Here is a 25,945-nt window from a genome sequence, read left to right as displayed (position 1 = left end):
CGGTAGGAGGGACCTGCTCCGAAAGTTCGGGTCCCGATACCGACTTCGACTGCCGAGTGTCGGTTATGTCAGTGGTATTCCGTGCAGTACCAGGTGTTCCATCCATGGACGGCGCCGTCTTTGTACCTGCCGCAGACGCGTGTGGCGTCACGCCCGGCGCCCATCGGGGTCCAGAAGGGGTGCTGCTTGCTGCCCCCTGCCCAATATGTGTAGATGTCAAAAGTATAAGGAGGGTAGTGCGGTTCCGGGGGAACACCGTCCAGGTTGGTCTGGGTAGGAGATCCTGCTCCTCCGTTGACGTAGCGCCCCCAGTTCGCGTGGCACGCCGCCGAGTACCGCAGCTCGAAGATCGCGCTCTCGTTCACCAGCCGATCTACAGTCACGGCGTCGGCGGCGCAGCCCATGGCTTCGGGATCCTTGCCGGTGCACGTCCCGTCGTAGCATCCCGCAGCCTGCGCCGGCTGGGCGGCGACGAGCTGCAGGAAAAGCATGGCAACGATTGTCGTGACTGCTTTTGCCGAAGATAACAAACCTTTCCTGGTCGCTAAACTTCTGTTCCTCATCGTTTCTCCTCACGAGTTTTTTCGGTTCCGTCACTCAACGGGTCGAATTGAAAGAGTAAAGCAGTAAACACGGTCGAGCAAGGTGACAAAAGGCATACCGCTGAATTTCCAGACTTCCGTGACGCATATGCATCGACAGTGGTATGAGGATCCCTCTCGGTGCTGGGAAGTCGTATATAACGGTTGCTTTTTTGTAACCTTTGAGTATCGTTCGCCGCATCGGGGTCAGTGCGCTGCTCTTTCTGTAGTAGTTAGATAAGTGCTTTACGTCACTTTGATTTTCGCGTGTTAATACAGTATAATTATTCGATAATTAAATAATGACGTGTAGGCGGTATTCCGGTGCTCCGGCAGGTGGGCCGTCCCTACTGATACGAATTTTTCGAGCATGCTGCTCGTGAGGCCTACGACCGTTTTGTGTGGTTCCTCGTTCCACGGGGGCGGGGAACGATTTATTTGATGGGAGAAGAACCGTGGACGAGAAGGTTCTCGCGGCGCAGAAGTGGGTCAACTCCACCTACGGCGATGTTCCGGGGTACGAAAGATGCCCGGAGGACGGGACAACCGGGTGGGGTGTCATGTACTCGCTCACTCGTGCGCTGCAGCACGAGCTGGGTATTACCGCGCTGTCGGACAACTTCGGCCCCTCAACGCTGGGACATCTTCGGGATCACGGGGACATCGGCCCGGGTGAGGCGAACGAGAACATCGTCAGGATCGTCCAGCACGCTTGCTTCTGCAAGGGCTACTGGGGTGGTCCGGTCGATGGTAACTACCATAGCAACACGCGAAACGCCATCATCTCCATGAAGGTACAAGCCGGGCTGGACGGTACCAACACGATGGTGCAGCCCAAGGTCTTCAAAGCGCTGTTAACGATGGATTCCTATGTGCTCCTGTCCGGAGGATCCGAGAAGATTCGTGAGATCCAGCAGTGGCTCAACGGTAGGTACATCGATCGGCAGAACTTCTTCGTCGCCCCCTGCGACGGGCACTTCTCGCGAGACGTCCAGAAAGCGCTGATGAAGGCGCTCCAGTACGAGTTCGGTATTCCCGACTGGCAGGTCAACGGAAACTTCGGACCCCAGACGAAGGCGGGCCTGAAAGATCATCCCGTCGCCGAAGGTGATTCCGGTGTATTCGTACAGCTCTTCAGTGCGGCCTGTGTCTTCAACGGTACGGTCAACAACCACGAAGCCGGGGAGGAAAGCAGCTACCACACCACGTTCAAGGAAGTCTTCGATTCGGCTCTCACCACGTACGTGGAAGCCTTTCAGAGATTCTCCATGCTCGTCAGGAATGGTAACGGTGACTACAACACCTGGTGTCAACTCCTGGTGTCGACGGGTAATCCCGATCGCCCGGGGAGTGCAGCCGACTGCAGCACCCCTGTCACACCAGCGCGTGCCCGAACACTGCACGATGCGGGATACCTGGTAATCGGTCGATACTTGGACAACGTGGACGGTAGCAATCTGGATAAGGAGATCAGGCCCGGAGAGTTGCAGACCATATTCGACCATGGACTACGTGTCTTCCCGATTTCGCAGTACTATGGAAGGGAGGTCGACTATTTCACCTACAGCAAAGGTTATCAACACGGTCTTCAGGCTCATGCGCGTGCCGACCACTACGGGTTCAATCGTGGCACGGTCATCTACTTCGCTGTCGACTACGATGCCACGGACCCTCAGATCGACGACTACATTCTCCCGTACTTCTTCGGTGTGCAGGCAGCCCTGTCTTCGCAGAACAAGAAGTACATCGCCGGTGTCTACGGTTCGCGCAACGTGTGCTCCCGTGTGTCCAACGAGGCATACGCGCGCTACTCGTTCGTGGCGGGTATGTCCTACGGGTTTTCCGGAAATCTCGGATTTCCGCTACCGGATAACTGGGCCTTCAATCAGATTCAGACACTGACGGTCGGGTCCGGGGAAGGTGCGATCGAGATCGACAAGAATATTCATAGGTATGGAACCGATGCAGGTTCCGCTTCGGTGAACAACGAGAATTCACCGCTGGACACGTACCTGCAGTACATCAGTGATTTGTACAGCACCGCGCGCTCCTACGGCAGCGGTGACCCCAGCCTGCGCGTCATGGAGTATCTCCGGTATCCGAGATACAATGGTTTTACCAGCGGCTGGCAAAGTCTTATCGGAAACGTCGACACAGCATGGATTGACTATGTGGACAAAAATGTCCCGCGACGTGTTACGAAATTCACCGATCCCTCCTACGGCGTGAGTATCAACATCGACCACTTCGGCGCCACGGCCAACGCCGTGTACCTCAAGGGACGTGGGGAGGGTACGGAGGCCAACAGAGGTGACTTCGGTGGCTGGGGTGGTGACCTGTGTAGCTTCTACGGAGACTGGCGCGCCAACGGTGATGAGTACGCCTCCGGATACAAGTTCTGCATGGACCGTCTCGCGAAGATCAACAAGACTTCGTCCTTTCCTTTTAGCGACCTGATCGAGGATGTCGACGGGTATCTCGTCGGTATGGCTGTTCGCGATGGAAAGAACATCGTCGACGCGATTCAAGATCACATTGGCGGAACCGGGCACCTCAGCCGCTTCAGGAGTTTTTATGACGATCGCTACGGAGGTACGGTCGGAAACACGGTAAAAACGGCGAGCGACATGCTCCAAGGAGCTGTCGACCTGAAGCTCGAGGGTATACGGATAGCGGCGATCGAGAAATCGGGAGGCTGGAAGGTCATACTTCCGGCGGATCTTCCCGGCTACAAGCTCGATCCGTTCATCAAGGGCTATGCTGACACTATCCAGCAGCTTGTGGGGCAGGAAAACGCTCGCTTGTTGCGTCTGAAGTCAGCAGGCAAGGTAGACTGAGCAGAATGCTTTTTCTCGTTCTGCTGGTGTCCCCGCTGTTATCGCTCGGGCTGCTCGTCATGACACTCGTTTACGTGCTGGTTGCTCGGGGACACTCTCTGAAAAACTCGGTCAAGGTTCTGGTTCAGGGTGCGGTCGTTTTTACCTGCCTTGCGCACCTGGTATTCAGCTGGGGGTTTTTTCAGGGGCTCGGCGTGCCCGACATGGGGGAGGAGTGCGCGTCATCGCCGCGGGCCGGTGGGCACGGCCCGTCGGATCTTGCACGAGTGGACAGTCGATTGTTTCCGCCGAAAACCGTGTGCGTGTGGCGGGACGGCATGTCCTTTGATTTGGTGGCCCCCTATATCAATCCGCTGCTGTACACGTTCCTCGCCGCCGCGGTCGTGTGCGTGGTCGCTGCTGTGTACTTCCGCCTGAGGGGTTCTCGGGTTCCGACGAAGAAGGAGAGTGGTTCTGGTGAGTGAGTCCGTCCCCGCGCGGTCGTTGTCGCGAAGACGGCTGTTGGCCGTCGGAGCCGGTGTGGCCGGTGGCGCGGCGCTGTGGACTTCCGGGTTGGACAGCGTGGCCCACGCGGCGTCGAGGCCCGCCGCCGAGTCCGAGCCCGGGACCTGGACCGGCGGCAGGAGTGCGAACGGTTGGCCGGTGATCGATGACCGGGCGCGGATACGAGCCAGCCCGACGGCCGGGCACGTCATCGAGGGCAGCAACGCCTCGGTGACGGTGCTGGCCGGCGACGCGGCCGTCGTGCTGCTGCACGTCGCGCGGCGTTTCCACTACGAGGTCGAGGAGCTGGAAGACGGCGACGTCGTCGGGCACAGCACTTCCCGGACGATAGCGGCTCCGTACGAGAGCAACTACTTGTCCGGTACCGCGATCGCCGTCCGTCCGGGGGAGTACCCGGCCGGTGTCGGAGAGGCGTTGTTCCCCGGACAGCTCGTCACCGTTCGCGACATCCTCGCCGACTGCGAGGGGGTCGTCCGGTGGGGCGGAAAGGAGAAGACGCCCAAGGCGGGGCACTTCCAGATCGACGTCGCCCCCGGCAGCGAGCATCTGCGCGAGGTCGCCGACAAGATCCGACAGTGGAACAGGTCTCCGGGCCGGGGTGCGGGCACCGACTGAGGTCCGCTGGCACCTGAACGAAGAACCCCGCTCGCAACGGTCCGGCGCGCCAGGGGGCGGTCGCGCCGGACCGCTCCCCGAATCAGCGCAGGAAGGGCGGAAGCAGGTCGGTGATCGAGCCCGAATCGCCCCCGAAGGGCCACCACGGCTGCTCGTTCGGCTGAGGTGGCCGCTCGATCGGCCGGGTGTCCGGGGCGGGGCGCTTCTCCGGTGGTTTCTGCTCGTCGTGGCAGGACACGGTGACGGTGCGGTCCAGCAACACGGTGCCGTGGGAGCGGACCTCGATGCGGACGTCACCGTGGTCGGGCACCGAGATGCCGTTGATCACGACTCCGCCGGGGCCGACGGAGCCCTTGGCCTTGCGGTCGCCGTCGGCGGTGATGGTGAACGGTGCATTGTCCCCGTTCTCGGTTCCGCGGATGGTGACCGGGATGTTGGCGACCTCGTCGAGCTTCTCGTCGACCTGGTCGTCCAGCATCGGCACCATCGGCTTCAGCCAGGAGAGGTCGTTGCAGTGCACATGTCCCAGCTCGACACTCATCGGTGGAGCCGCCCCGGCGGCCGGGGCGGACACCAGTGCGGCCGCTGCCGTGGCGAGGACCACCGCGCTGCGACGAAAACCCATTACTGCCTCCCGAGAATCGGTGCCGTCCTCGGTGAAGCTACGGTGCCGCCGGGACTTTCGCCCGCTGTGCGGTGGGGGTTTCCCCCCAACGGGCGAGGCCGGGGAGCCCGATGCGGTCGGGTGCGTCGTCGAGGAAACCGCCGTGCGGGTCGCCGCCGGGCGTGGTGCGCACCTTGTCGCGGGCCGGGTCCAGGATCTCCCGCACGTTCAGCACGCACAGGGCCACGACCACGGCGTCGCGGACGACGACGGCGCCGAGGAACCACTCCTCCGGCAGGCCCTTGTCGGCCGTGCCGAGGTAGTAGTACATGCGCGGCGCCCAGATGGACGCGTCGACGATCATCCACACCAGCAGCAGCCGCCATCGTGGAAGGGCGAGCACGGCCAGCGGCACCAGCCACAGCGAGTACTGCGGACTCCACACCTTGTTCGTCAGCAGGAACGCCGCGACGAGGAGGAAGCACAGCTGCGCCAGTCTGGGTTTGACCGGTGCGGCCAGCGCGAGCCAACCGACGGCGACGCACCCGAGCAGGAACAGGGCGAGACTCACGGAGTTGAGCACGGTCGGTGCCTCGCCCGGCCCGAGCGGGCCGTCGAACCCGGCCCATCCGGTGAAGGAGGACACCACGTTGTACAGCGAGTCCGGATCGGCCGGACGTTCGCTGTTGACCCGGAAGAACTCCCACCAGCCGCGCGGGTACAGCAGCACGATCGGCAGGTTGACCACCAGCCATGCGCCGGCCGCGCCCAGCAGGGCGCGCGTGCCCTCGCGCATTCGGCCGGATCTCAGGCACAGCACGAGCAGCGGGCCGAGCAGGAACAGCGGGTAGAGCTTGGCGGCGCCTCCGAGCCCGATCAGCACCCCCGCGAGCACGGGTCTGCGCCTGGCCCACGCCAGGAGCCCGGTGGTGGCGAAGGCGATGGTCAGCGCGTCGAAGTTGGTGAAGGCGTGCATGAAGACCAGCGGTGACACGGCCGCCAGCGCGGCGTCCCACAGTCGTACTCGGCACAGGCGCGTCAGCGCCCAGATGGTGGCCAGCCACGCGGCGGCGAGCCAGAAAGCCGTGATGTCGAAGTAGACGACGACACCAGCTCCCCCCGGCAACCATCCCGCCTTCGCCAGCGTCAGCCACCCGTCGGTGATCTTGGCGTTGACCCACTGGAACAGTCCCGTCAGGACCGGGTACTCCATGTAGTGGTTCTGCTCCCGCGGAGTGCCCGCGTTCTCCACCCACGACGTCTTGTACGGGAAGACCCCGTCGGGGGCGAGATCGCCCATCCCGTAGCGGGGAATGACGTCGGTGTAGCACATCGCCGTGTACTGGCGGCTGTGCTCCCAGTTGATGCGGAAACCCTGCGAGGTTTCGTGGGTCTGCAGGCACGGCGCCTTGAGCAGCCAGCCCGCGGCCAGGGTGAGCACCGCCAGGAGCAGGATCACGCGCAGCGGGGTCCAGAACCACTGGCGTCCGACCTGGGCGTGACGGCCGAGTCTCCCGCCGAAGGGACGGCTCAGCCGCTGTGCCAGGGGTTCGGTCCACGTGGGCGCCATGCGTTCGGCGGGACCGAGCGAGGCGCGGTCGACGGCCGCCGAGACCCGTTCAGCGGTGCCCGTTCGCGACTCGTGTTCGGGTGGTTCCGGCGACGTGGACACGATCGAATTTTACGGCGTGGGTGCGGCGGTTCCGGCTACGGCCGGGTCCGGTGGCGACCTTCCCGGAAGGAGGTCGCCACCGGTGCCCGGATCAGCCCCCTTCGGGGCGTCCGGTCGATCCGACGGCGTTCTGCCTGCCGTCCGTATCGGTGCTGTTGTCCGAATCGGAGTTCGAGTCGCCGTCGTTCGAATCGCTTCCGCTTCCGGAGCCCTCCTGGCAGTCGGGGTTCCAGATGCTGCACTCCTCGGTGGGCTCCGTGCGGGAGGCGGAGGGATCCGAGGACTCCGAAGCGGACGGATCGCTGCTCGAGGTCGGCGGCATCGTGGTCGTCGGCGGTGGCTTCGTGGTCGTCGGCGGTGGCTTCGTCGACGACGTGGGCTTCTCCGTGGGGGTCGGGGGCGGGGTCCGCCACTGTCCGACCGGGTCGGGATTCGGGAACTGCTTGACGGATTTGCCCTGTAGGTAGCTGGTCATGAACTCCTGCCAGATGTGGCCGGGAAGCTCCGACCCGAAGACGTCGCTGCCCTTGCTGTCCAGCAACGATTCCTGCCCGTTCTTGCTGTTGGCACTCATCGACACGGCGGTGGAGATCTGCGGGGTGTAGCCGACCATCCACGCCGTGAGGTTGTGCCCGGTATCGCCGTTCTGGTGCGTGCCGGTCTTGGAGGCGACGGGGCGCTTGTCGTTGGCCACGCCGATCTCGGCGTGGTCGGCCACGTTGAGCATGGAGGCGGTGACGTTGGCCGCCAGATTCCTGCTCTCCTCCTTGCTGGAGGCGAAGGCCGGTTCCTGCCCGCTGCCGGTGAAGTCCTCGATGATCTTGCCGTTGCTGTCGACGATCTTGGCGACGAAGTGGGACTTGGTCCTCATCCCGTCGGCGAGGGCACCGTAGGCGTTGGACATGTTGGTGGTGGTCGCCCGATACTGACCCAGGGCGATGCCGAGATGGGGGACGCCATCCTGGCCCACCAAGGTCGACTTCCCACCCCGCTCACGCGGAATTCCCGCCTCGTGGGCGGCCTCGGCGACCTTGTCCGGACCGAACTGCATGGCCATGTTCACGAACACGGTGTTGACCGACTTGGTGGTGGCCTCCCGGACCCCGCACTGCTTCGGGCGCTTGCAATCGACGCCTTCGGCGTTGACGTACTTGGTGCCCCCGATCGTCTGCGGTTCCGATCCGTCGTAGGTCCTGCCGATGCCCTTGTTCTGCTGCAGACCGGCCATGGTCACGAACGGCTTGAACGAGGAACCCGGTTGCTGGGGTGCGGCGGCCCAGTCGGTACCGACGCCGCCGCCGCCGTAGTACGCCCTGACCGCCCCGGTCTTCGGGTCGGTGGCCACCAGTGCTGTGTCCAGATTCTCCGGTTGGCCCTTGGTCACCTTGTCGACCGCGGCTACCGCCTTGCGCTGCGCCTGCGGGTCGATGGTGGTGACCACCTGGTAGCCCTGGCTGGTCAGCGTGCCGTACGGGTAGCCCTTCTTCTCCAGCTCGGCCGTCACCTGCTGCTTGATGTGCAGCTGCGCTCCCGTGACCCCCTCGCCGCGCCAGGCCATGCGGGGCTTGGTCTTCGGCATCTCGAGGGTCTTTTCCTCGTTCTTGCGGATCCAGCCGTTGTCGGCCATCTGACCGATGACGTACTCCCAGCGGTGCTGGGCCTGCTCGGGGTTGACCCGGGGATCGTTGCCCCTGGGCAGCTGCACCATGCCCGCCAATACCGCGGACTCGGCCGCGTTGAGCTGCTTCGGCGTCTTGCCGAAGTACGCGTCGGCGGCGTTGTGGATGCCGTAGGCGCCGCGGCCGTAGTAGGCGGTGTTGAGGTAGGCCTTGAAGATCGTGTTCTTGTCGTAGTTGTTGGTCAGCTTGAAGGCGCGGACGACCTCGGTGAACTTGCGCCACATCGTGTGATCGTCGTTGCCGGTGCTGAGCTTGATGTACTGCTGGGTGATGGTCGAGCCACCGCCCTGCCCACCGGTGAGCTGGTTCAGCACGGCACGGGCGATGCCCGTGGGGGAGAATCCCGGGTTGCTGTAGAAGTCCGCGGACTCGGCGGCCATCGTGGCGTGCTTCATGTCACCGGAGACCTCGTCGAGGTCCTTGATGAGCACCCGGCTGTGTCCGCTGTCGCTACTGCTGAACTTGTTGAGCAGCGACCCGTCGGCGTACTTGACGACGAGGCTGGTGTTGTACTCGCGCTGCACCTTCGCCGGAGGCTTGTTCTCCAGGTTGTAGTACAGGACCACGAACATCACGGTCGGGACGATGAACATCAGGGCCGCCGCCCCGTAGCAGGTGCGGCGTACCCGGCGCCAGATCTTCCTGCGCCGCGCCTTCTTGGCCTGGGCGGCGTTCATCTCGTCGTCCGGGTCGCCGTAGTCGTCGTCGCCATAGTCGTCGTCACCGTAGTCGTCGTCGAAGTAGTCCTCGTCCTCGTAACCCTCGTCGTGCTCGTCGTTGGAGTAGTAGTTGTAGCCGCCCTGCTCGGAGCGGTGGGTGATCAGGCCGGGATCACGTGCCGGGCCACCTCCGGCCGCTGCCGCTCCACCGGCCGCACCGGCCGCTGCCGCTCCACCGGCGGCCTGGTGCCTGGTGGGTGGTTCGGAGTCGGTGGGAGGCAGGTTCTCCGTCGGCCGTTCGCCCGGGTGCTGCGGGGAAGCCGACTGCCGCGTCGGCTGTTGGCCGGGAGGTGGCGGAGGTGGTCCCTGCGGGGGCTGCCGTGTCGGCTGGTCACCCGGGGGACGCGGGGGTTGTCCACCCGGTGGTGGCGGCTGGTTGCGGCCGTGCGGCGGTTGCTGCCCCGGCGGGGGGCCCTGCCCTGGTGGGGGGGCTTGCCCCGGCGGAGGGCCCTGCGCCGATCGGGGAGCCTGCGTGGGCTGGTCGGCGTGATTGCCGACCGCCCCACCACTGAGGCGATTCGCGATGGGGGAGGAGTCGTCCGCGGTTTCGTCGGGTGACGGTGCGCCGCTGCCACGGTGACCTTCGGAAGGGACCTGCGGGTGCTGGGCCGTCTCCTGGTTCGGATCGACGTTCGGGGCGCCACGACGGTCCTGCGGACCGGAGCGCGGCGGCTCGCCCCGTGCCCGGGACTGCGGGTCCGTCGTCGGCCAGCCCTGTTGTTCCGGACGCCCCCCGGGCGGTTGTCCTTGAGGGGGTTGTCCCGGGGGAGGCTGCCCCTGGGGAGGTCCCGAGGTGCCGCGCTCCTCCTCTTCCGGCCACGCGGCTCTCCCGGACTGCTGCGGGGGCCGCTGCTGCCCCGGTGGACCTTGATCCGGGCGCTGCGGCGGCTGCTGCGGCGATTGCTGATTCGGTGGGGGCGTGCCACGCTCGCCGGGGCGACCGGGTTCCCGGTTCGTGGGCGGAGGTTGCCGTGAGTGGCGACTCTCGGCCCGGTCGTCTCGCTCGTCGTTCACGAGTTAGGCCTCCAGGACAGGCATCGTTGCGACGCCGTGCTGTGCTTTCACGTCGACCGGCCGTTGCCGGGGCGTGTGCGGTGCGCCGGGACCAACCGGATTCACTCTGCCGCGGTCCTACGTCCGTAGCGGCGGCCATCGGATCCGCCGGTTCCCAGGACGTACGACAGCACCAAGTGGTTCCAGCTACATGTGCGGCACACCTCGACGACGAAAACGTTGAACTCCTTGAACATGGTGTCCATGCGTGCGAGCTCCTCGGGTCCCCTGGCGGAGTTCGAAGCGTGCTTGAGCTCGTCGCCGAAGACCCAGGAGACCTCGGTCAGCCGCTCCTTGCGGCAGACCGGACAGATCACGTCGCTGGGCACACCATGAAACTTGGCGGCCTGTAGCAGGTACGGGCCGGCATCGCAGACCTCATCCACCCCGACTTGGCCGGCGTGCAACTGCGCGAGCAGCGACCGTCGCCGCAACGCGTAGTCCACCACCTGCCGTTGGGTCCGCACGTCCCCCAGCTTACGTGCCTTACGCCAGACCTCCCCATCCCAGGACCCCGTACCGTGCTCGGAGCACCCGCCCGGCGCAATGCAAGACGGTGTCTCGCTCGCCACATCGGATGCTGTGACCAGGGCGCGACGGGGTGGGGGGATATAATGCCTCGTCGGACCCGGCCGGTGGTGCGCGTACTCGTGGCGGTACTCCGCCGAGTTTTTCGCGGTACCGCCGAGTTTTTCGCGGGAGCCAGAGGAACAACGTCGGGGCGAATCGCGTTCGGTGTTTCGGGAGCGGGGCTCCAACGCGTCGTCGACGCATCGTCGCGGACGGGCCGGAGCGTGCCGTTCGAAGCTGCTCGGCGAGAACGGATCCCGGGTGGGACAACACACACGAAGCATGACCGAGAAGGAGGCCCGCGGCTATGGGCGGAGATCGTCGCGATGAAGGTGCCGCACGCGGTGCGGTGCGAGTTGCGGTAGTCGGCGTCGGTAACTGCGCCGCGTCGCTGGTACAGGGCGTGCAGTATTACGCCGACACGGATCCCGCCACCCGCGTGCCGGGGCTGATGCACGTGGACTTCGGCGGGTACCACGTGCGCGATCTCGAGTTCGTCGCCGCCTTCGACGTGGACGCCAAGAAGGTCGGGCGGGACCTGTCGGAGGCCGTGGTCGCCAGTGAGAACAACACCATCAAGATCACCGATGTTCCGCCGCTGGGAGTGACCGTGCGACGCGGGCACACCCTCGACGGGCTCGGGCAGTACTACGGCGACACCATCGACGAGTCCGACGACGAGCCGGTCGACGTGGTCGCCGCACTGCGCGAGACCGAGGCCGACGTGCTGGTGTCCTACCTGCCCGTGGGCTCGGAGGACGCCGACAGGTTCTACGCGCAGGCCGCCATCGACGCCGGTGTGGCCTTCGTCAACGCACTGCCGGTGTTCATCGCCTCGGACCCGGAGTGGGCGCGCAAGTTCACCGACGCCGGGGTTCCGATCATCGGCGACGACATCAAGTCGCAGATCGGGGCCACGATCACGCACCGCGTGCTGGCGAAGCTGTTCGAGGACCGCGGTGTGTACGTGGACCGCACCATGCAGCTCAACGTCGGCGGCAACATGGACTTCCTGAACATGAAGGAGCCGGAGCGGCTGGAGACGAAGAAGACCTCCAAGACGCAGTCGGTGACGTCGCAGGTGGATCGCGACCTCGACAAGCGCAACGTGCACATCGGACCCTCCGACTACGTGCCGTGGCTGGACGACCGCAAGTGGGCCTACATCAGGCTGGAGGGGCGCGCGTTCGGCGACGTGCCGCTGAACCTGGAGTACAAGCTGGAGGTGTGGGACTCGCCGAACTCGGCGGGCATCATCATCGACGCGATCCGCGCGGCCAAGATCGCCACCGACCGCGGTATCGGCGGGCCGGTGTCGGCGCCGTCGGCGTACTTCATGAAGTCCCCGCCGGAGCAGTCCTCCGACTCCGATGCCTACCAGGCCGTCGAGGACTTCATCGCCGGCGACTCGGAGCGCTGAGTCGCGGGGTGGTCGCACCGGGTGCGACCACCCCGCGACGAAGAGCCGAGGGCGGTTTCGCGCGGAGCCGGATTTCGCCGGTTTCGCGCGAAACCGCCCGGCTTCGGGCCGGGCTCAGTCCTGGAGATCGACGACGATCTTCACGTCGTCGGCTCGCTGTTCGAGCGCGTCGGTCCAGCGCGTCAGCGGAACGCGACGGCTGATCATCCGGTGCAGCCAGTCGTGGTCGGCCTCGTCCAGTGCCCGCACGGCCTGCCGGTAGTGCCGCAGGTTGGCGTTGACGCTGCCCACGACCACGTCGTTGTCCAGGACCAGCTCGTCGTTGATCGCCCCCGCCGGCACGGGCAGGGTGCGTTCCTGCCCGGAGATCCCGGTCAGCACGGTGATCGCGTTGCGGGCGGTGCGCCGCAGCACGTCGAACACGACGGTGCCGGATCCGGTCGCCTCGATCACCAGGTTCGGGCGGAAGCCCAGCTCGTCCAGGGACGTGTGGTACTCGGCGCCGAGATCGCGGACGAGTTCGGGTTTGGGGCCGCTGGTGACCTTGTCCAGCACGTGCACGTCCAGCCCCCGCCGCTTGCCCAGCAGCGCTGCCAGCAGTCCGACCGGTCCGGCACCGGTGACCAGCACGTTGTACGGCTCGAAGTGGGTCCGCCTGCCGATCAGCTCGACCTGCTCCCACGCCTTGGCCACGATCGAGGTGGGTTCGGTCAGCACGGCCAGCTCACCCAGCGACGGAGTGGACCGGACGGCGAAATCCGGTTCGATGGTCCACAGCTGGGAGCCGAATCCGTCCAGCTCCTTGATACCGCGCTCGGTGTACTCGCCGTTGAGGCAGAAGTCCCAGTCCCCGGCCGCGCACGCGCCGCACGGGCGCGGGTCCGGACGACGAACGATTCCCACCACGTGGTCGCCCTCGGCGAAGCCGCTGTCCGCCGGTGCCTGCCGGACGCGGCCCACGGACTCGTGGAACAGCACCATGCGCTCCCGACCCGGTGGCAGGCTGCCGTGCCCGTTCTCGGTGACGGCGGTGTCGGTACCGCACACCCCGGCCAGCAGGCCCTCCACCAACAGCTCCCCGGGGCGTGGGGCGGGTTCGGCCAGTTCGTCGACCCTGCTCGACTCGGGCTTGCCGGGAAACACCGTCGCGGCCCTCACACCTGTCTCCTTCCGTCGCGGCGGCTCGGCTCCTCCCGAGTGTGCCCGCCGTAGAGGACGGCCGCCGAGTTGACCAGTCCCAGATGGCTGAAGGCCTGGGGGAAGTTGCCCGTGAAGCGCCCGTTGGCCAGGTCGTACTCCTCGGAGTAGAGGCCGACGTCGTTGGACAGCTCGACGAGGTCGGTGAACATCCGCTCGGCCTCCTCGCGGTACCCGCACAGCGCCAGCGCGTCGACCATCCAGAACGAGCACGCCAGGAAGGAGCCCTCGCGCCCGGCCATCCCGTCGACCGAGTTGGTCTCGGGGCTGGTGGTGTAGCGGTCGACGAGCACCCCGTGCTGCAACTGTCGCTGCACAGCGCGCACGGTGGAGCGCACGCGCTCGTCGTTGCCGGGCAGGAATCCCAGCGTCGGGATCAGCAGCGTGGCCGCGTCGAGACCGGTGCTGCCGTAGTACTGGGTGAACGCGCCCATGTCCTCGTTCCAGCCCTTGATCAGCACCTCGGCGTGCACGGTGTCCCTGATCTCGCGCCAGCGCTCGACGGGGCCGGGTAGTCCGTCCTCCTCCACGGCCTTCACGGCCCGGTCGAAGGCCACCCACACCATCACCCGCGAGTGGGTGAAGAAGCGGTCCGGGCCGCGGACCTCCCAGAGGCCCTTGTCCGGTTGCTGCCAGATGGTTTCCAGGTGCTTGAGCATTCCGCGCTGCATCGACCAGGAAGCCTGGGTCTCGGTGACCCCCCGCTCGCGGGCCAGGTGCAGCGCGTCCATGACCTCGCCGTAGATGTCGAGCTGGCGCTGCCGGAAGGCGGCGTTGCCGACGCGGACCGGGGTGGCGCCCTGGTACCCGTCCAGCCAGTCCGGTTCCCACTCCAGCAGGTGCCGCTCCCCGTTGACGCCGTACATGATCTGCACGTCGGCCGGGTCGCCGGCCACCGCGCGGCCCAGCCAGTGGCGCCACGCCAGGGCCTCGTCGGTGCAGCCGAAGTTGTACAGGGCCAGCAGCACCAGCGTCGCGTCGCGCAGCCAGCAGTAGCGGTAGTCCCAGTTGCGGCTGCCTCCGAGAACCTCGGGCAGCGAGGTGGTGGGGGCGGCGACCATACCGCCGGTGGGACCGTAGGTCAGGGCCTTGAGGGTCGCCAGGGAGCGGTGCACCGCCTCGCGGTGCGGACCCCGGTAGCAGATCTTGCCGGACCACTCGCTCCAGAAGTCCTCGCTGTCCTGGGTCTCCTGCACGGGGTCCATCGGGGGTGGCAGGTCGTCGAAGTCCGGGGACCACTGCAGCACCCAGGTGAACCGCTCGCCCTCGCGGACGGTGAGCACCACCTCGTGGGCCCGTTCGTCGTCCTTGCGCCGGGGCAGCTCGTCACCGCGCAGCACCACGGTGTGCGGTCCGGCCAGGGCCAGCAGGTACTCGTCGAGCACCGGGGTGGTTTCGCGGACGTGGCGCACCCAGGGCATCGAGTGGCCGTAGGCGAAGCGCACCACCCAGCGCACCCGTACCCGGACCTCGCCGGAGACCCCTTCGAGCACCCGCACCAGGCAGGGCTGGTCCTCGACGTTCTTCTCGTGCGGCGGCATGCTGTCGGTCACCCGCACGACGCCGTCGTCGGTGTGGAAGTCGGTGTCCAGCACCAGCGAGTCGCCCCGGTAGGCGCGTTCGGTGCGGGTCACCTCGGTGGTGGGGGCGATTCGCCAGTGGCCGTCGTGGTCGTCGCCGAGCAGGCGGGTGAAGCACGAGGGCGAGTCGAACCGGGGCAGACACAGCCAGTCGATCGAACCGTCCTTGCCGACCAGGGCGGCGGTGCGCATATCGGACAGGAGTGCGTAGTCCTCGATCGGGCTGGGGAGGCTGCGTTCTTGATCGGTCACACCACCGAGGTTAGGGACTGTGCCGCGCACCGACCACCAGGTGCGCCCGGTGCGGCGGCAGAGTCCGTGATCAGTCCTTGGAGGCGGCGGCCTCGACGAGCACGTCGTGCGGGATCACCGCGCGGACGGCGTCGTCGAGGTTGATGCCGAGGTCGAGCCCGTTGAGCAGTTCCGGTAGGGCGTTGCCCGGTACGACGCGGTAGGCGGGCCAGCCCTCCGGCACGCGGGCCGACGAGGTGCAGGCGGGCACCAGCTGGCTGCCGTCGGTCATCTCGGCGGCGTAGACCGAGTCGTCCTCCTCGGACTCCGTGGCGTAGAGCAGGACCTCGGAAGCCAGCACCGCGGGGGGGAGGTCCGTGTCCGGGGCCTCACCGGTGGCGATGTTGTTGAGCACCTGCTCCAGCTCGTTGGTCGGCTCCGGTACCGGCATGGACTGTTCCGAGGGCTGGTACTCGTCGTTGTGGTGGAAGTCCTCGTCGATCTCGCCCTCGGAGTCGATCCGGTAGGCGCCGACGACGCCCTCCGGCGGCACGTCGTCCCCCGAGGACTGGTAGCCCGGGTCGACGATGTAGAGCCAGCTGTCCGGGGTCTGCCTGGCCTGTTCCCGCATCTCCTCGGTGATCGGCGGGCCGGGACGTTGTTCCGGTTCTTGCGACATGAAAGGAGACTCCGTCCCCGTTGGCATCGGCGTACTCCCCCGAGAATGCCAGTCCGCTGGGCGAGTCGGCGGATCGGTCTCGACGACGAGGCCCGTGCCGCGTGCCCGATGCCTCGCACGATGCTCGTGAAGGTGTGACAGGGCAAACTGGGCGAGGCCAGTGCGCTAGGTGGGTGGGAGGCGATCGCTCGTGATCGGGCAACGAGAGGCGCTGCGGCTGTTCGGATGTGAGGTCTTCGACCCCGTGGGCCAGCGGATCGGCATCATCGGGGAGCTCTTCCTCGACGACGTCACCGAGCAGCCGGCGTGGGTCACGGTGCAGACCGGCCTGTTCGGAACGAACGAGAGCTTCGTTCCGCTGGAGGGCGCGGCGTTCGACGGCGACACGGTGACCGTGGCCGTGTCCCGGGAGGCCGTGCGGCACGCACCGCAGGTTCCGCTGGAGCAGGGGAATCTTCCGCCGGAGCGGGAGCGGGAGCTGTACCTGCACTACGGGTTGGAGTACGGGATCAGGCCGGCCGACATCACCCCTGCCGCGGAGTCCGACTCCGCCGCGGAGTCCGATCCCGCGCCGGAGTACGTCGACGCGGTGAGGTCACGACTACGCCGCTGGATCGCGGCGTCCTAGAAGTTCTTCTCGTTCCTGCTGGCTCGTCCCACGTCGAGTGGCTCCTGTCGCATGGGCGAGCCGCCGACCGTGCACGGGCCGTGGATCATATGTCCCTCATGTGACACCTCAGGTGGCGACAACTCGCCAACTCATTCGAAAGAGTGAGGACGGCCATTACATTCCGTCCCGGAAGCGATCAAGTCTCGTCACGGTCACGCCGTGACGAGCCCGCAGGAGGGGACGGATGAAAACACTTTCCCACGGCTGTGGAGCGGGGGTGGCCGCGACTGCGCTCATGGTGGCCGTGACCCCGGTGGCCGGAGCCGTCGAAGTGCCGGAACTGGCTCCGTTGACGCTGCACACCCAGCATTCGGGCGATTCGCGGGAGCAAGCCACTCCGCAGTCGGCCGGGTCGAGGACCTACGTCGTCAACCTCACCGACGGCACGTCCCCACGCGAGATCGCTCGCGACCTGGGCGTGCCCACCGAGCACCTCTACACCTCGACCCTCAACGGATTCTCCGCCGAGCTCGCCCCCGAACAGTTACGCAGAGTGCGGGCCGCGGACTCGGTGGAGGGGGTCTCCGAGAGCTACCGAGTCCAGCTGGAGCCGCCGCGTCCCTCCAGCGCGCCCGACACGCAGGCGTGGGGGCTGGACCGGCTCGACCAGCCGGGACTGCCGCTGGACGGTCGGTACCGGCCCCGCGACACCGGTGCGGGAGTGACCGCCTACGTCCTCGACACCGGGATCGCGCCGAAGCATCCCGAGTTCGGGGGACGAGCCTCGGTCGGGTACGACGCCACCGGTGGTGACGGCATCGACCGCATGGGTCACGGCACTCACGTGGCGGGCACGATCGGGAGTGAGACCTACGGCGTGGCCAAGCGGGCCGAGCTGGTGGGCGTGAAGGTCCTCGGCGACGACGGCAGCGGCACCACCGCCGACATCATCGAGGGCATGGACTGGGTGGCCCGGCACGCCCAGGGGCCCTCGGTGGCGAACATGTCACTGGGGGGAGCCAAGGATCCGGCGCTGAACGAGGCCGCCAGTTCGCTGGTCGACAGCGGTGTGTTCCTGTCCGTGGCCGCCGGGAACGCGGGCAAGGACGCCGCGGACTTCTCCCCGGCCAGCGCGCGGGGCGTGTTCACCACCGCCGCATCGGGGCCCGAGGACCGGTCGGCGGAGTTCACCAACTTCGGCGGGGAGGTCGAGGGCTACGCCCCCGGCGTGGGCATCAGTTCCACCGTGCCCGGTGGCGGTACGCAGGTCTACAGCGGCACCTCGATGGCCAGTCCGCACGTGGCCGGCGCGGCAGCTCTGTACCTGCAGTCCCACTCGGGCGCCGAGCCGGCCGAGACGGTGCGGGCCCTGGAGAACGGCGCCACGCAGGACGTGATCGGCAACGCTCCCCCCGGGACCGAATCGGATCTGTTGCGGGTTCCGGCCCTGTGAATCGAATCATGCCCGGCTGGCCCTTCCTCGGCTGAGACGAGGGAGGGCCAGCGGTGTTTTCGCCCGCGTCGGCTCCGGCAGCCCCGGGAAACGCCGGGCCGGGATCCCGCGAAAGTGGGTTTCTCCCGTGGTCTCGGATTGGTTACGTTCCCACCGAGGGGGTATCGAGTGCTCGCCCGTTCGGGGAGGGCACGGCAGTGAGAGGTGCGCGGTGCTGTCCGGATTCACCGAAACGTCACGACCATCGCAGCATTCGTCGGACGAGACGGCGGATCCCGGGGCGGGAGATCCCGCACGGGAATTCGTGGCCTCGGTGACCCAGGCCCGGTCGAGCGACGGAGTGATCCAGGTCGTCCGGGGGGCCAGACGGGTCGGCTGGGCCGCGTACCGGCTGCAGCGGGACGCCTCGGAAACGGTGCGGGGAGTGGTCAAGCCGCCGTACGCCGCCACCGAGTCGTTGGACTCACTGGAGTGCCTCAAACTTTCCGAGGGGGTGGACTACCAGGTGCTCTACGACCGCGCGGCGCTGGCCCGGCCACCCCAGCTGGAGGTGACCTCCCGGTTGGTCTCGCTCGGGGAGCAGGCGCGGATCGTCCACCTCGCCCCCACCAAACTCCTTCTCGTGGACAACGCGGTGGCGCTGCTGCCGCTGACCACCACTTCCCGCACCGTCGAGAGCGCCGTGGTGGTGCGGAGCTCGGCGTTGTTGGCGGCACTGGTGCGGATCTTCGACGACCTCTGGCGGTTCGCCGGCCCGTTCACCTCGCACGGTGCGATCTCCTCCGAGGCGCCGTCGGAGGAGGAGCGCTGGATCCTGTCGCTGCTGGCCTCGGGCTCCACGGACGAGAACATCGGTCGCCTCATGGGATTCAGCGCCCGCACCGCCCACCGGCGGGTGCGCGAACTGATCACGCGGCTGGGCGTGGAAACCAGGTTTCAGGCCGGGGTGCAAGCAGTCAAACTCGGCTGGCTGTAGGAATTTTTCGGCATGGCTCACGTAGCGGGGCGGGTGGGGAACCTCGGTCGCCGTCTCGCTCCGGGACCCGACACACCGAGTAGTCGATACGCCACGTGTTCCGGACCCGGGTCGCTGTCCTCGCGAGGCGACGGCCGAGAACCCCCGGCTGGTCGGCTTGCGCGCTCGGTGGGGCAGCGGTCGGCGCCGCTTGTCTGACGGTGGGTGCGCTGCGCGGGGCGGCGCACCTTCCCGGTGACTCGCTCGCGCTTCGTAGGGTGGAGCCATGCCCTCCCGCCGCAGTGTGGACCCGCACGAGCTTCGCGACGCCGTCGAGACCGTGGTGCCGTGGCTGGACGGCGTGGCCGAGAGGCCCCCGCGCAGCGAGCTCGCGCCCGCCGTACGGCTGAGCCTGCGTACCCTGCAGCAGCTCGCACCGGGACACAGCGTGGAGGTGCGCGTACCGCCTTTCGCCGCGGTCCAGTGCGTGGCGGGTCCGCAGCACACGAGGGGGACCCCGCCGAACGTCGTCGAGACGGATTCGTACACCTGGCTGTCGCTGGCGACGGGCGGCCTCACGTGGGAGCAGGCGTTGGAGCGAGGCGATGTCCAGGCCTCCGGCTCGCGTGCTGATCTCGCACGATGGTTGCCGTTACTCCGCGTGTCCGGTCGGGGCGCCTCCGAAGTTTGAGTGTGGTCCATCCTGGTCGCGGGCGGGAGGACGGTGACCGAACGTTATACTGGGGTGTAACTCCGACTGCAGTTACAACAGTCTTTCGACAGGGAGTTTTTCGGTGGTCACCGACCTGCCATATCCTGGCGTGAGCAAGCCGGACCAGACGTCGCCCGAAGCTATCGAGCAGGACGTCCCTCGCGAGGAATGCGGGGTGTTCGGCGTGTGGGCGCCGGGGGAGGAAGTCGCCAAGCTGGCTTTCTACGGTCTGTTCGCGCTTCAGCACCGCGGTCAGGAAGCGGCGGGAATCGCCGCTGCCGACGGCACGCAGATGCTGGTCTACAAGGACCTCGGTCTGGTCAGCCAGATTTTCGACGAACAGGTACTCGCCTCGTTGCAGGGGCACATCGCCGTCGGACACAACCGCTACTCCACCACCGGTGGTGGAACCTGGGAGAACGCGCAGCCGACCTTCCGCACCACAGCGGGAGGAGGCGGAGTGGCTCTCGGGCACAACGGGAACCTGGTCAACACCGCCGAGCTGATGGAGCGGGTCGTCACCGAGGGCGCCGACACCGACGCGCAGAACACCTCGGCACCCGCGGGTGCCTGCGAACGCGCGACCACCGACTCCGACCTGGTGTGCGCGCTGCTGGCCACGCACGCCGCGGAGAAGGGCATCGAGCAGGCGGCGCTGGAGCTGCTGCCCACCCTGAGCGGTGCGTTCTCGATGGTCTTCTCCGACGAGTCCACGCTCTACGCCGCCAGGGACCCGCACGGGGTCCGGCCGCTGGTGCTGGGTCGCCTGGAACGCGGCTGGGTGGTCGCCAGCGAGACCGCGGCGCTGGACATCGTCGGCGCCTCCTTCGTGCGCGAGGTCGAGGCCGGAGAGCTGATCGCCGTCGACGAGCGGGGACTGCGCTCGTCCCGCTTCGCGCGACCGAATCCGAAGGGCTGCGTGTTCGAGTACGTCTACCTCGCACGCCCCGACACCACCATCGGTGGCCGGTCGGTGCACAGTACCCGGGTCGAGATCGGGCGGCGCCTGGCCCGCGAGCATCCCGCCGAGGCCGACCTGGTGATCCCCGTACCGGAATCGGGAACGCCCGCCGCCATCGGCTACGCCCAGGAAGCCGATCTGCCCTACGGAAACGGCCTGGTCAAGAACGCCTACGTCGGGCGTACCTTCATCCAGCCCTCCCAGACCATTCGCCAACTCGGCATCCGGCTGAAGCTCAACCCGTTGCGCGAGGTGATCCGGGGCAAGCGCCTGGTGGTGGTCGACGACTCCGTCGTGCGCGGCAACACCCAGCGCGCGTTGGTGCGGATGCTGCGTGAGGCGGGGGCATCGGAGGTGCACGTGCGCATCTCCTCGCCGCCGGTGCGCTGGCCGTGCTTCTACGGCATCGACTTCGCCTCCCGCGCCGAACTGATCGCCAACGGCCTCGACATGGAGGGCATCCGCCAGTCGATCGACGCCGACACCCTCGGCTACGTGTCGCTGGACGCGTTGATCTCGGCCTCCGAGCAGCCCCGCAGCCAGTTGTGCTCCGCCTGCTTCGACGGGCATTACCCGATCCCGGTTCCCGACTCCGATCAGCTCGGCAAGTACCTGCTCGAGAACTCCGACGACAGCGACGAGTCGGGCGTGGCCGGCCCCGCCGAGCCCGTACTGCCCAGTGGCTACGGTGCCGAGGACGCCGTGCGCCGCCCGTGAGGGTGCCGCCGGGAATCGCGGCACCTCGCACCGTCGGTGGTGACATCGTTTCGATGACCACCTGTGACCCTTCGATCCCCCGTGCCGCGTAGCGTGGTCACAGCCAGGGCGGATCGCTTCCCAGCACCAGATGTGGAGCCAGTCGTGTCCGAAGACCTGTCCACGGACTCCAACGCCGACGCCGCCGGGAGCTCATCGGCCACCTACGCCGACGCCGGGGTGAGCATCGACGCGGGCGACGAGGCCGTGGGGCTGATGCGCCCGTGGGCCGAACGTGCCACCCGCCCCGAGGTGCTCGGCTCGCTCGGCGGTTTCGCCGGTCTCTTCCAGCTCCCGCTGGACAGGTGGTCCGAGCCGGTGCTGGCCTCGGCCACCGACGGCGTGGGAACCAAGATCGCCATTTCGCAGGCGCTGGACAAGCACGACACGGTGGGAATCGACCTGGTGGCGATGGTCGCCGACGACCTGGTGGTCTGCGGCGCGGAACCGTTGTTCCTCCAGGACTACATCGCCGTGGGCAAGGTCGTCCCCGAGCGCATCTCCGACCTGGTCAAGGGGATCTCCGAGGGCTGCGTGCAGGCGGGCTGCGCGCTGCTGGGCGGGGAGACCGCCGAACATCCCGGGATGATGGGTTCCGGCGAGTACGACATCTCGGCCAACGCCGTGGGCGCCGTCGAGGCGAACGCGGTGCTCGGACCCGACAGGGTGCGTGCTGGTGACGTCGTGATCGCGATGGGGTCGTCCGGGCTGCACTCCAACGGCTACTCGCTGGCCCGGCACGTGCTCCTGGACAGCGCGCGGATGCCGTTGTCCGGGCACGTCGAGGAGTTCGGCCGCACGCTCGGCGAGGAGCTGCTGGAGCCCACCCGAATCTACGCCAAGGACTGCCTGGCCATGGCCGCCGAGGCCCAGGTGCGTACGTTCGCGCACGTCACCGGCGGTGGACTGGCCGACAACCTGGGGCGTGTGATCCCCCCGGGGCTGACCGCGGTGCTCGACCGCGCGAGCTGGACCCCGGACCCGGTGTTCCGGCTGATCGCTCAGCGGGGGCGCATCGAGGCCGCGGAGATGGAGCGCACCTTCAACATGGGGGTCGGGATGGCCGCGGTGGTCGCCGCCGAGGACGTCGACCGTGCGTTGGCAGTGCTCACGGCCCGCCACGTTCCCGCTTGGGTGCTGGGTGAGGTGTCCAAGCAACCCTCGGTCGAGGAGACCGAGGAGGGTCAGCGAGTGCTCATGAGGGGCGACCACCCGCGCTTCTGAGGCGAAGGTCCGTGGTTCCCCGGGAACCACGGACCTCGTGGCTCAGCCGAGCATCGCCCTCGTCTCGGCGGTCTCGGACCGCTGGGACTCGGTGATCCCGCGGGCGAGTTCCCTGGCGGCGTCGTTGCGACCTTCGTCGAACTCGGTGCGGGCCATGGTGACCGCGCCCTCGTGATGCTCGATCACCATGCGCAGCCACATCTCCTCGAAGGCGTGGCCGCGCGCCTCGTCCAACGCCATGTCCTCGGCCGACATCATGCCGTCCGTGGAGTCGTGCCCACCGCCCGAGGGGGTGGGGGGCTGCCAGTCGCGCAACCAACCGGTCATCCTGTCGATCTCCGGTCGCTGTGCCCGGCGAATCCGCTCGGCCAGGTCACGCAGGGCCGCGTCGTCGGTACGACTCGGAACCATGTCGGCCATCCGCACCGCCTGGTCGTGGTGCGGGATCATGTCGCTCGCGAACGTGATGTCGACCCGGTTGACGTCGACGGGTGCCTGCGACCGGGACGGCGGAGCAGGAGGCCGTTCCGGTTCGGTGTTCGTGCCCGCCGTACCGCAACCGGCCGTCGCCAGTGCCGCCGCCACGACCGGGGCGGCGCCGAACCCGCGCTCGTTCATCGTTCTCCTGTCGGATCTCTTCCGTGTGGTCATCGCTGGTGACGGCTCGGGCCGTCCCGGTGATCACAGCCGGAGAACCCGTAGGGAGTGCAGGCACGGTCGCAACCAGGGAGGAGCTCGGAGCGTGGCGCTCCCGAGGGCGACGCCCCCGGCGCGGAGGTATCGCCGGACGTCCGGGACCCGGCCGAGGAGGCGCAGCGCCCCGCAGCATCATCGCGGCCACCGTGACGGCCAGGCACAGGTGCAGCATGATCCCACCGCCGGGGTTCGCGTCGCGGCAGCACCCGTGGCCGGAGTGGCCCCCGGTCCCGGCCACGGCGACGGCAGCGGTCTCCTGATGTCCGTGCTGTGCGATCGGCAGCTGGTGCATGGCCACCACACCGGAGAGCACCGCGATGAGCAGGAGGACCTTGGCGACTGAGCGCACCACGTCGACTCCTTCCCGCGACCTGCGAGGAATATACCCCCTGGGGGTAGAAGTTGGTTAGGCCGGGCGATCGTTGATCGTGATGGAAGGGGAGTGATGCCCATGTCCGCCGCGTCCTGGTCGATGGCGGCCTCGGCGACACTGCACTGCCTCACCGGCTGTGCTCTCGGTGAGATCCTCGGGATGGTCGTCGGCACCTCGGTCGGCCTGCACAACGCGACCACCGTGTTGCTCTCGGTCGCGCTCGCGTTCCTGTTCGGCTACGCCCTGACCATGCGCGGTGTGCTGCGCTCGGGGGAGACCTTCGGCAGAGCAGCCCGGCTGGCCCTGGCCGCCGACACGCTCTCGATCGCGGTCATGGAGATCGTGGACAACGCCGTGATGGTGCTGATCCCCGGCGCGATGCACGCCGGACCGCTCAGCGTGCTGTTCTGGGTGGCGCTGGTCCTGGCACTGGGTGTGGCCTTCGTGCTCACGACACCGGTCAACAAGTGGATGATCGCGAGGGGCAGGGGACACGCCGTCGTCCACGGCGCCCATGCCCACGCCGGGCACTGAGCCGGAGTCCGACCCGCGATCGAGCCGAGGGGAGGCTTGATAAGCGTCCGTGGCGTCACCGGCAGCCGGTGACGCCACGGACGTCGCTTCCGAACATCGATGTACGACCCGCGAGCGTGCTGTCCACGCCGCGCGGGTGGTCCGGTGACCACTGGCTCGTCAACTCACCCGCTGACTCACGCGGTCACGGCGACATCGGCCGCACACCAACCGAGTGAGCGGTTGCGCTACCGCTCACTCGGTCGGGTCGTGCGTCAGTACCGGTGGTCGTCGTACCCGTCGTCGTCGTATGGGTCGCCGCGATCCTGCTCGTACCACTCGCCCCTATAGTCCGAGGAGAGCTCACGCTCCAAGGCATCCACATCCATGTTGGGCGAGTTGTACTTCAGCTCGCGGGCCACCTTCGTCTGCTTGGCCTTAGCCCGGCCGCGCCCCATGGCTCGACCCCCTCGCACAGGGTGTGCGGGGCGGCCAGGGGAACGGCGGCCCCGCATGATCTCGACAACTTTTCCTGTAACTACCGTACCGCGCCGATGCGGTTCTACGCGACGTGGTGCCGGTACTGGGGTGCCCTCGTCGGGGTGAGTTAGCCCCCATCCACGCCCGCGACACGCGGGCAGGCCGAACGAGCAGCTCGCGAACATGGCACCATGCTCGCTGTGCCAGAGCCGTTCGTCGCCTACCTGAGGGTGTACGAACCCCTGTCTTCCTTCGAAGCGTCCGCGCGGGAACGACTCGCCGAAGCCGTGGAGAGCGGTTCGGTGGATCCGGCCGTCGTGGGTTCGCACGAACAGGACTTGTGGTTGCGTACACAGGTCTCCACCCGTCCTCACCTGTTGCCCGGGGAGGCGGTCGTCGGAAGCGGACCGAGCCGGGAGGAGGTCCTCGTGCTCGATCCGGAGGAGGTCGCCACCGGACCGGCCGACTCCGTCGGGCCGGGGCCGCTGGTGTGCCCGCTGGATCTGCGGGGACGTTCCGCCGCCGCGCTGGTGGGCTTCATCGGCGCCGCCGACGCGCCGTTGCGCACGGCGGCGCTGACTGTGCCGGAGGAGACCGCGAGGTCCCGAGCCACGGCCGTGGTCCAGGAGCTCTCCGACAGCGCCGTCCACGTGCTGTCGTCGACGTGGACGGTGCCGCTGCCCTGGTTCGTGGTGATCGATCCGGAGCAGCGACGGATTCGCGTGAGCGAGACGGGCCGGATCGAGCGCGTGTCCTGGCAGACGTCGATGGCCGACGCCCGCAGGCGGGTCGCTCGGGCCCACACAGCGACCCGCAACTCCCTCGGGGAGGAAGGGCCGACCAGGATGCTGCGGGAAACGGAGCGCTGGCTGGAACGGTTCCACCCGTACTCGGCCGTGGAACTGGACTACGGCGGCCTGGTGCAGATGATGTCTCGCGAGGACATCGATGCCGACACGTCGGCCGAGGACATCGCCGCGATCGTGGACGCCATGGAGGAGGGGCGAAACACCGAGGTCGGGCAGCGCTACGAGGCGCTGCGTGACTTCTGGTCCGAGTTCGCCTCCCACGAACGCTACAACTGAGCTCTCAGGGGCCGCGGAACGGCTTGTGCGGCGGTTCCCGTGGGGGAGCCCGGACTGGGGCCGTGCCGCGGGGTTTGACGATTTTCCCTAAAGTTGTGCCACAACTTTAGGGAAAACCGCACCACCGCGTGCCTGACGGCAGGTGCAGCTGGGTGGGCGGTTCTCCGTGCGCTCTCGCCACCCGCG

At 67.4% G+C, this 25,945-nt stretch carries 23 protein-coding genes; 13 read left to right on the top strand and 10 right to left on the bottom strand.

The genetic code is table 11. The annotated features are described in order from the left end of the window. Positions 1–68: 68 nt before the first annotated feature. Complete coding sequence (locus FHX42_RS22675) at positions 69–491, bottom strand: DUF2690 domain-containing protein (protein WP_182546454.1); 423 nt, start codon at positions 489–491, stop codon at positions 69–71. Positions 492–1,036: 545 nt separating this feature from the next. Here FHX42_RS22675 and FHX42_RS22670 point away from each other — a divergent pair. From FHX42_RS22670 to FHX42_RS22660, 3 genes are read left to right on the top strand one after another with little or no spacing between them, the layout of a single operon-like run. Further along, entirely contained in the window at positions 1,037–3,418 is a 2,382-nt protein-coding gene (locus tag FHX42_RS22670) for a glycoside hydrolase domain-containing protein (protein WP_182546453.1), read from the top strand. A 5-nt stretch (positions 3,419–3,423) separates the two neighbouring features. Beyond that, complete coding sequence (locus FHX42_RS22665) at positions 3,424–3,882, top strand: hypothetical protein (protein ID WP_182546452.1); 459 nt, start codon at positions 3,424–3,426, stop codon at positions 3,880–3,882. Further along, positions 3,875–4,537: a hypothetical protein gene (locus tag FHX42_RS22660; RefSeq protein WP_220480706.1), complete on the top strand. Its 663-nt coding sequence runs from the start codon at positions 3,875–3,877 to the stop codon at positions 4,535–4,537. The genes FHX42_RS22665 and FHX42_RS22660 overlap by 8 nt, the downstream gene beginning before the upstream one ends. A gap of 82 nt (positions 4,538–4,619) precedes the next feature. On the opposite strand, the gene FHX42_RS22655 is transcribed toward FHX42_RS22660, so the two are convergent. From FHX42_RS22655 to FHX42_RS26840, 4 genes are all read right to left on the bottom strand, one after another. Then, positions 4,620–5,162, bottom strand: coding sequence for a hypothetical protein (locus tag FHX42_RS22655; protein WP_182546451.1), 543 nt, complete (start codon positions 5,160–5,162; stop codon positions 4,620–4,622). Between the two features lie 37 nt (positions 5,163–5,199). Beyond that, positions 5,200–6,711, bottom strand: a complete 1,512-nt coding sequence (locus FHX42_RS22650) for a glycosyltransferase family 87 protein (protein ID WP_182546543.1) — start codon at positions 6,709–6,711, stop codon at positions 5,200–5,202. Between the two features lie 193 nt (positions 6,712–6,904). Next, a complete protein-coding gene (locus FHX42_RS26845; protein ID WP_220480705.1) occupies positions 6,905–10,225 on the bottom strand; it encodes a transglycosylase domain-containing protein in 3,321 nt (1,106 codons plus the stop codon). A gap of 101 nt (positions 10,226–10,326) precedes the next feature. Then, complete coding sequence (locus FHX42_RS26840) at positions 10,327–10,731, bottom strand: DUF5318 domain-containing protein (protein ID WP_182546450.1); 405 nt, start codon at positions 10,729–10,731, stop codon at positions 10,327–10,329. A gap of 410 nt (positions 10,732–11,141) precedes the next feature. On the opposite strand from FHX42_RS26840, the gene FHX42_RS22635 reads away from it, so the two are divergent. Further along, a complete protein-coding gene (locus FHX42_RS22635; RefSeq protein ID WP_182546449.1) occupies positions 11,142–12,254 on the top strand; it encodes an inositol-3-phosphate synthase in 1,113 nt (370 codons plus the stop codon). A 114-nt stretch (positions 12,255–12,368) separates the two neighbouring features. Here FHX42_RS22635 and FHX42_RS22630 read toward each other — a convergent pair whose 3' ends face one another. The 3 genes from FHX42_RS22630 to FHX42_RS22620 form a co-directional block, all read right to left on the bottom strand. Next, complete coding sequence (locus FHX42_RS22630; protein ID WP_182546448.1) at positions 12,369–13,412, bottom strand: glucose 1-dehydrogenase; 1,044 nt, start codon at positions 13,410–13,412, stop codon at positions 12,369–12,371. After that, entirely contained in the window at positions 13,409–15,283 is a 1,875-nt protein-coding gene (locus FHX42_RS22625) for a glycoside hydrolase family 15 protein (RefSeq protein ID WP_328796673.1), read from the bottom strand. Before FHX42_RS22625 ends, FHX42_RS22630 begins: the two co-directional genes overlap by 4 nt. Before the next feature lie 70 nt (positions 15,284–15,353). Continuing rightward, positions 15,354–15,941 (bottom strand): type VII secretion system-associated protein, encoded by a 588-nt coding sequence (locus tag FHX42_RS22620; RefSeq protein WP_182546447.1) that lies wholly within the window; start codon positions 15,939–15,941, stop codon positions 15,354–15,356. 190 nt (positions 15,942–16,131) lie between these two features. Between FHX42_RS22620 and FHX42_RS22615 the strand changes: the two genes are divergently transcribed. The 6 genes from FHX42_RS22615 to purM all read left to right on the top strand — a co-directional run bounded on the left by FHX42_RS22615 (position 16,132) and on the right by purM (position 22,612). Further along, positions 16,132–16,569, top strand: a complete 438-nt coding sequence (locus FHX42_RS22615) for a PRC-barrel domain-containing protein (protein ID WP_182546446.1) — start codon at positions 16,132–16,134, stop codon at positions 16,567–16,569. A gap of 226 nt (positions 16,570–16,795) precedes the next feature. After that, positions 16,796–18,004, top strand: coding sequence for a S8 family peptidase (locus FHX42_RS22610; protein ID WP_182546445.1), 1,209 nt, complete (start codon positions 16,796–16,798; stop codon positions 18,002–18,004). Between the two features lie 211 nt (positions 18,005–18,215). Then, on the top strand, positions 18,216–18,980 hold the full coding sequence (locus tag FHX42_RS22605; RefSeq protein ID WP_328796672.1) for a helix-turn-helix transcriptional regulator: 765 nt from the start codon (positions 18,216–18,218) through the stop codon (positions 18,978–18,980). Positions 18,981–19,245: 265 nt separating this feature from the next. Then, positions 19,246–19,650, top strand: coding sequence for a sterol carrier family protein (locus FHX42_RS22600; RefSeq protein ID WP_182546444.1), 405 nt, complete (start codon positions 19,246–19,248; stop codon positions 19,648–19,650). Between the two features lie 103 nt (positions 19,651–19,753). Beyond that, positions 19,754–21,349 carry an amidophosphoribosyltransferase gene (gene purF / locus FHX42_RS22595; protein ID WP_182546443.1) on the top strand — a complete coding sequence of 532 codons (1,596 nt, stop codon included), beginning with the start codon at positions 19,754–19,756 and terminating at the stop codon, positions 21,347–21,349. 144 nt (positions 21,350–21,493) lie between these two features. Continuing rightward, positions 21,494–22,612 (top strand): phosphoribosylformylglycinamidine cyclo-ligase, encoded by a 1,119-nt coding sequence (gene purM / locus FHX42_RS22590; RefSeq protein ID WP_182546442.1) that lies wholly within the window; start codon positions 21,494–21,496, stop codon positions 22,610–22,612. Positions 22,613–22,654: 42 nt separating this feature from the next. Here purM and FHX42_RS22585 read toward each other — a convergent pair whose 3' ends face one another. Further along, a complete protein-coding gene (locus FHX42_RS22585; protein WP_182546441.1) occupies positions 22,655–23,230 on the bottom strand; it encodes a DUF305 domain-containing protein in 576 nt (191 codons plus the stop codon). 241 nt (positions 23,231–23,471) lie between these two features. Between FHX42_RS22585 and FHX42_RS22580 the strand changes: the two genes are divergently transcribed. Both FHX42_RS22580 and FHX42_RS22575 read left to right on the top strand, forming a co-directional pair. After that, positions 23,472–23,651 carry a hypothetical protein gene (locus FHX42_RS22580; protein WP_182546440.1) on the top strand — a complete coding sequence of 60 codons (180 nt, stop codon included), beginning with the start codon at positions 23,472–23,474 and terminating at the stop codon, positions 23,649–23,651. Positions 23,652–23,780: 129 nt separating this feature from the next. Beyond that, entirely contained in the window at positions 23,781–24,215 is a 435-nt protein-coding gene (locus FHX42_RS22575) for a DUF4396 domain-containing protein (RefSeq protein WP_182546540.1), read from the top strand. Between the two features lie 254 nt (positions 24,216–24,469). Here FHX42_RS22575 and FHX42_RS22570 read toward each other — a convergent pair whose 3' ends face one another. Beyond that, a complete protein-coding gene (locus tag FHX42_RS22570; RefSeq protein WP_182546439.1) occupies positions 24,470–24,652 on the bottom strand; it encodes a DUF3073 domain-containing protein in 183 nt (60 codons plus the stop codon). 213 nt (positions 24,653–24,865) lie between these two features. Between FHX42_RS22570 and FHX42_RS22565 the strand changes: the two genes are divergently transcribed. Continuing rightward, a complete protein-coding gene (locus FHX42_RS22565; protein ID WP_220480703.1) occupies positions 24,866–25,759 on the top strand; it encodes a hypothetical protein in 894 nt (297 codons plus the stop codon). Positions 25,760–25,945 lie beyond the last annotated feature (186 nt).

Origin of the sequence: Halosaccharopolyspora lacisalsi (genome assembly GCF_014137975.1) — a bacterium.
GTDB lineage: Bacteria > Actinomycetota > Actinomycetes > Mycobacteriales > Pseudonocardiaceae > Halosaccharopolyspora > Halosaccharopolyspora lacisalsi.
Note: the sequence above shows the minus strand (reverse complement) of the source record. Positions and strands in the feature narration are given on the sequence as shown.

Bases quoted from the DNA above. Each gene is read 5' to 3' on its own strand.
- FHX42_RS22675 (WP_182546454.1), bottom strand. From the start codon at position 491: ATGCTTTTCCTGCAGCTCGTCGCCGCCCAGCCGGCGCAGGCTGCGGGA.
- FHX42_RS22665 (WP_182546452.1), top strand. From the start codon at position 3,424: ATGCTTTTTCTCGTTCTGCTGGTGTCCCCGCTGTTATCGCTCGGGCTG.
- FHX42_RS22655 (WP_182546451.1), bottom strand. From the start codon at position 5,162: ATGGGTTTTCGTCGCAGCGCGGTGGTCCTCGCCACGGCAGCGGCCGCA.
- FHX42_RS22650 (WP_182546543.1), bottom strand. From the start codon at position 6,711: ATGGCGCCCACGTGGACCGAACCCCTGGCACAGCGGCTGAGCCGTCCC.
- FHX42_RS22635 (WP_182546449.1), top strand. From the start codon at position 11,142: ATGGGCGGAGATCGTCGCGATGAAGGTGCCGCACGCGGTGCGGTGCGA.
- FHX42_RS22620 (WP_182546447.1), bottom strand. From the start codon at position 15,941: ATGTCGCAAGAACCGGAACAACGTCCCGGCCCGCCGATCACCGAGGAG.
- FHX42_RS22610 (WP_182546445.1), top strand. From the start codon at position 16,796: ATGAAAACACTTTCCCACGGCTGTGGAGCGGGGGTGGCCGCGACTGCG.
- FHX42_RS22600 (WP_182546444.1), top strand. From the start codon at position 19,246: ATGCCCTCCCGCCGCAGTGTGGACCCGCACGAGCTTCGCGACGCCGTC.
- FHX42_RS22585 (WP_182546441.1), bottom strand. From the start codon at position 23,230: ATGAACGAGCGCGGGTTCGGCGCCGCCCCGGTCGTGGCGGCGGCACTG.
- FHX42_RS22575 (WP_182546540.1), top strand. From the start codon at position 23,781: ATGGCGGCCTCGGCGACACTGCACTGCCTCACCGGCTGTGCTCTCGGT.
- FHX42_RS22570 (WP_182546439.1), bottom strand. From the start codon at position 24,652: ATGGGGCGCGGCCGGGCTAAGGCCAAGCAGACGAAGGTGGCCCGCGAG.
- FHX42_RS22565 (WP_220480703.1), top strand. From the start codon at position 24,866: ATGCTCGCTGTGCCAGAGCCGTTCGTCGCCTACCTGAGGGTGTACGAA.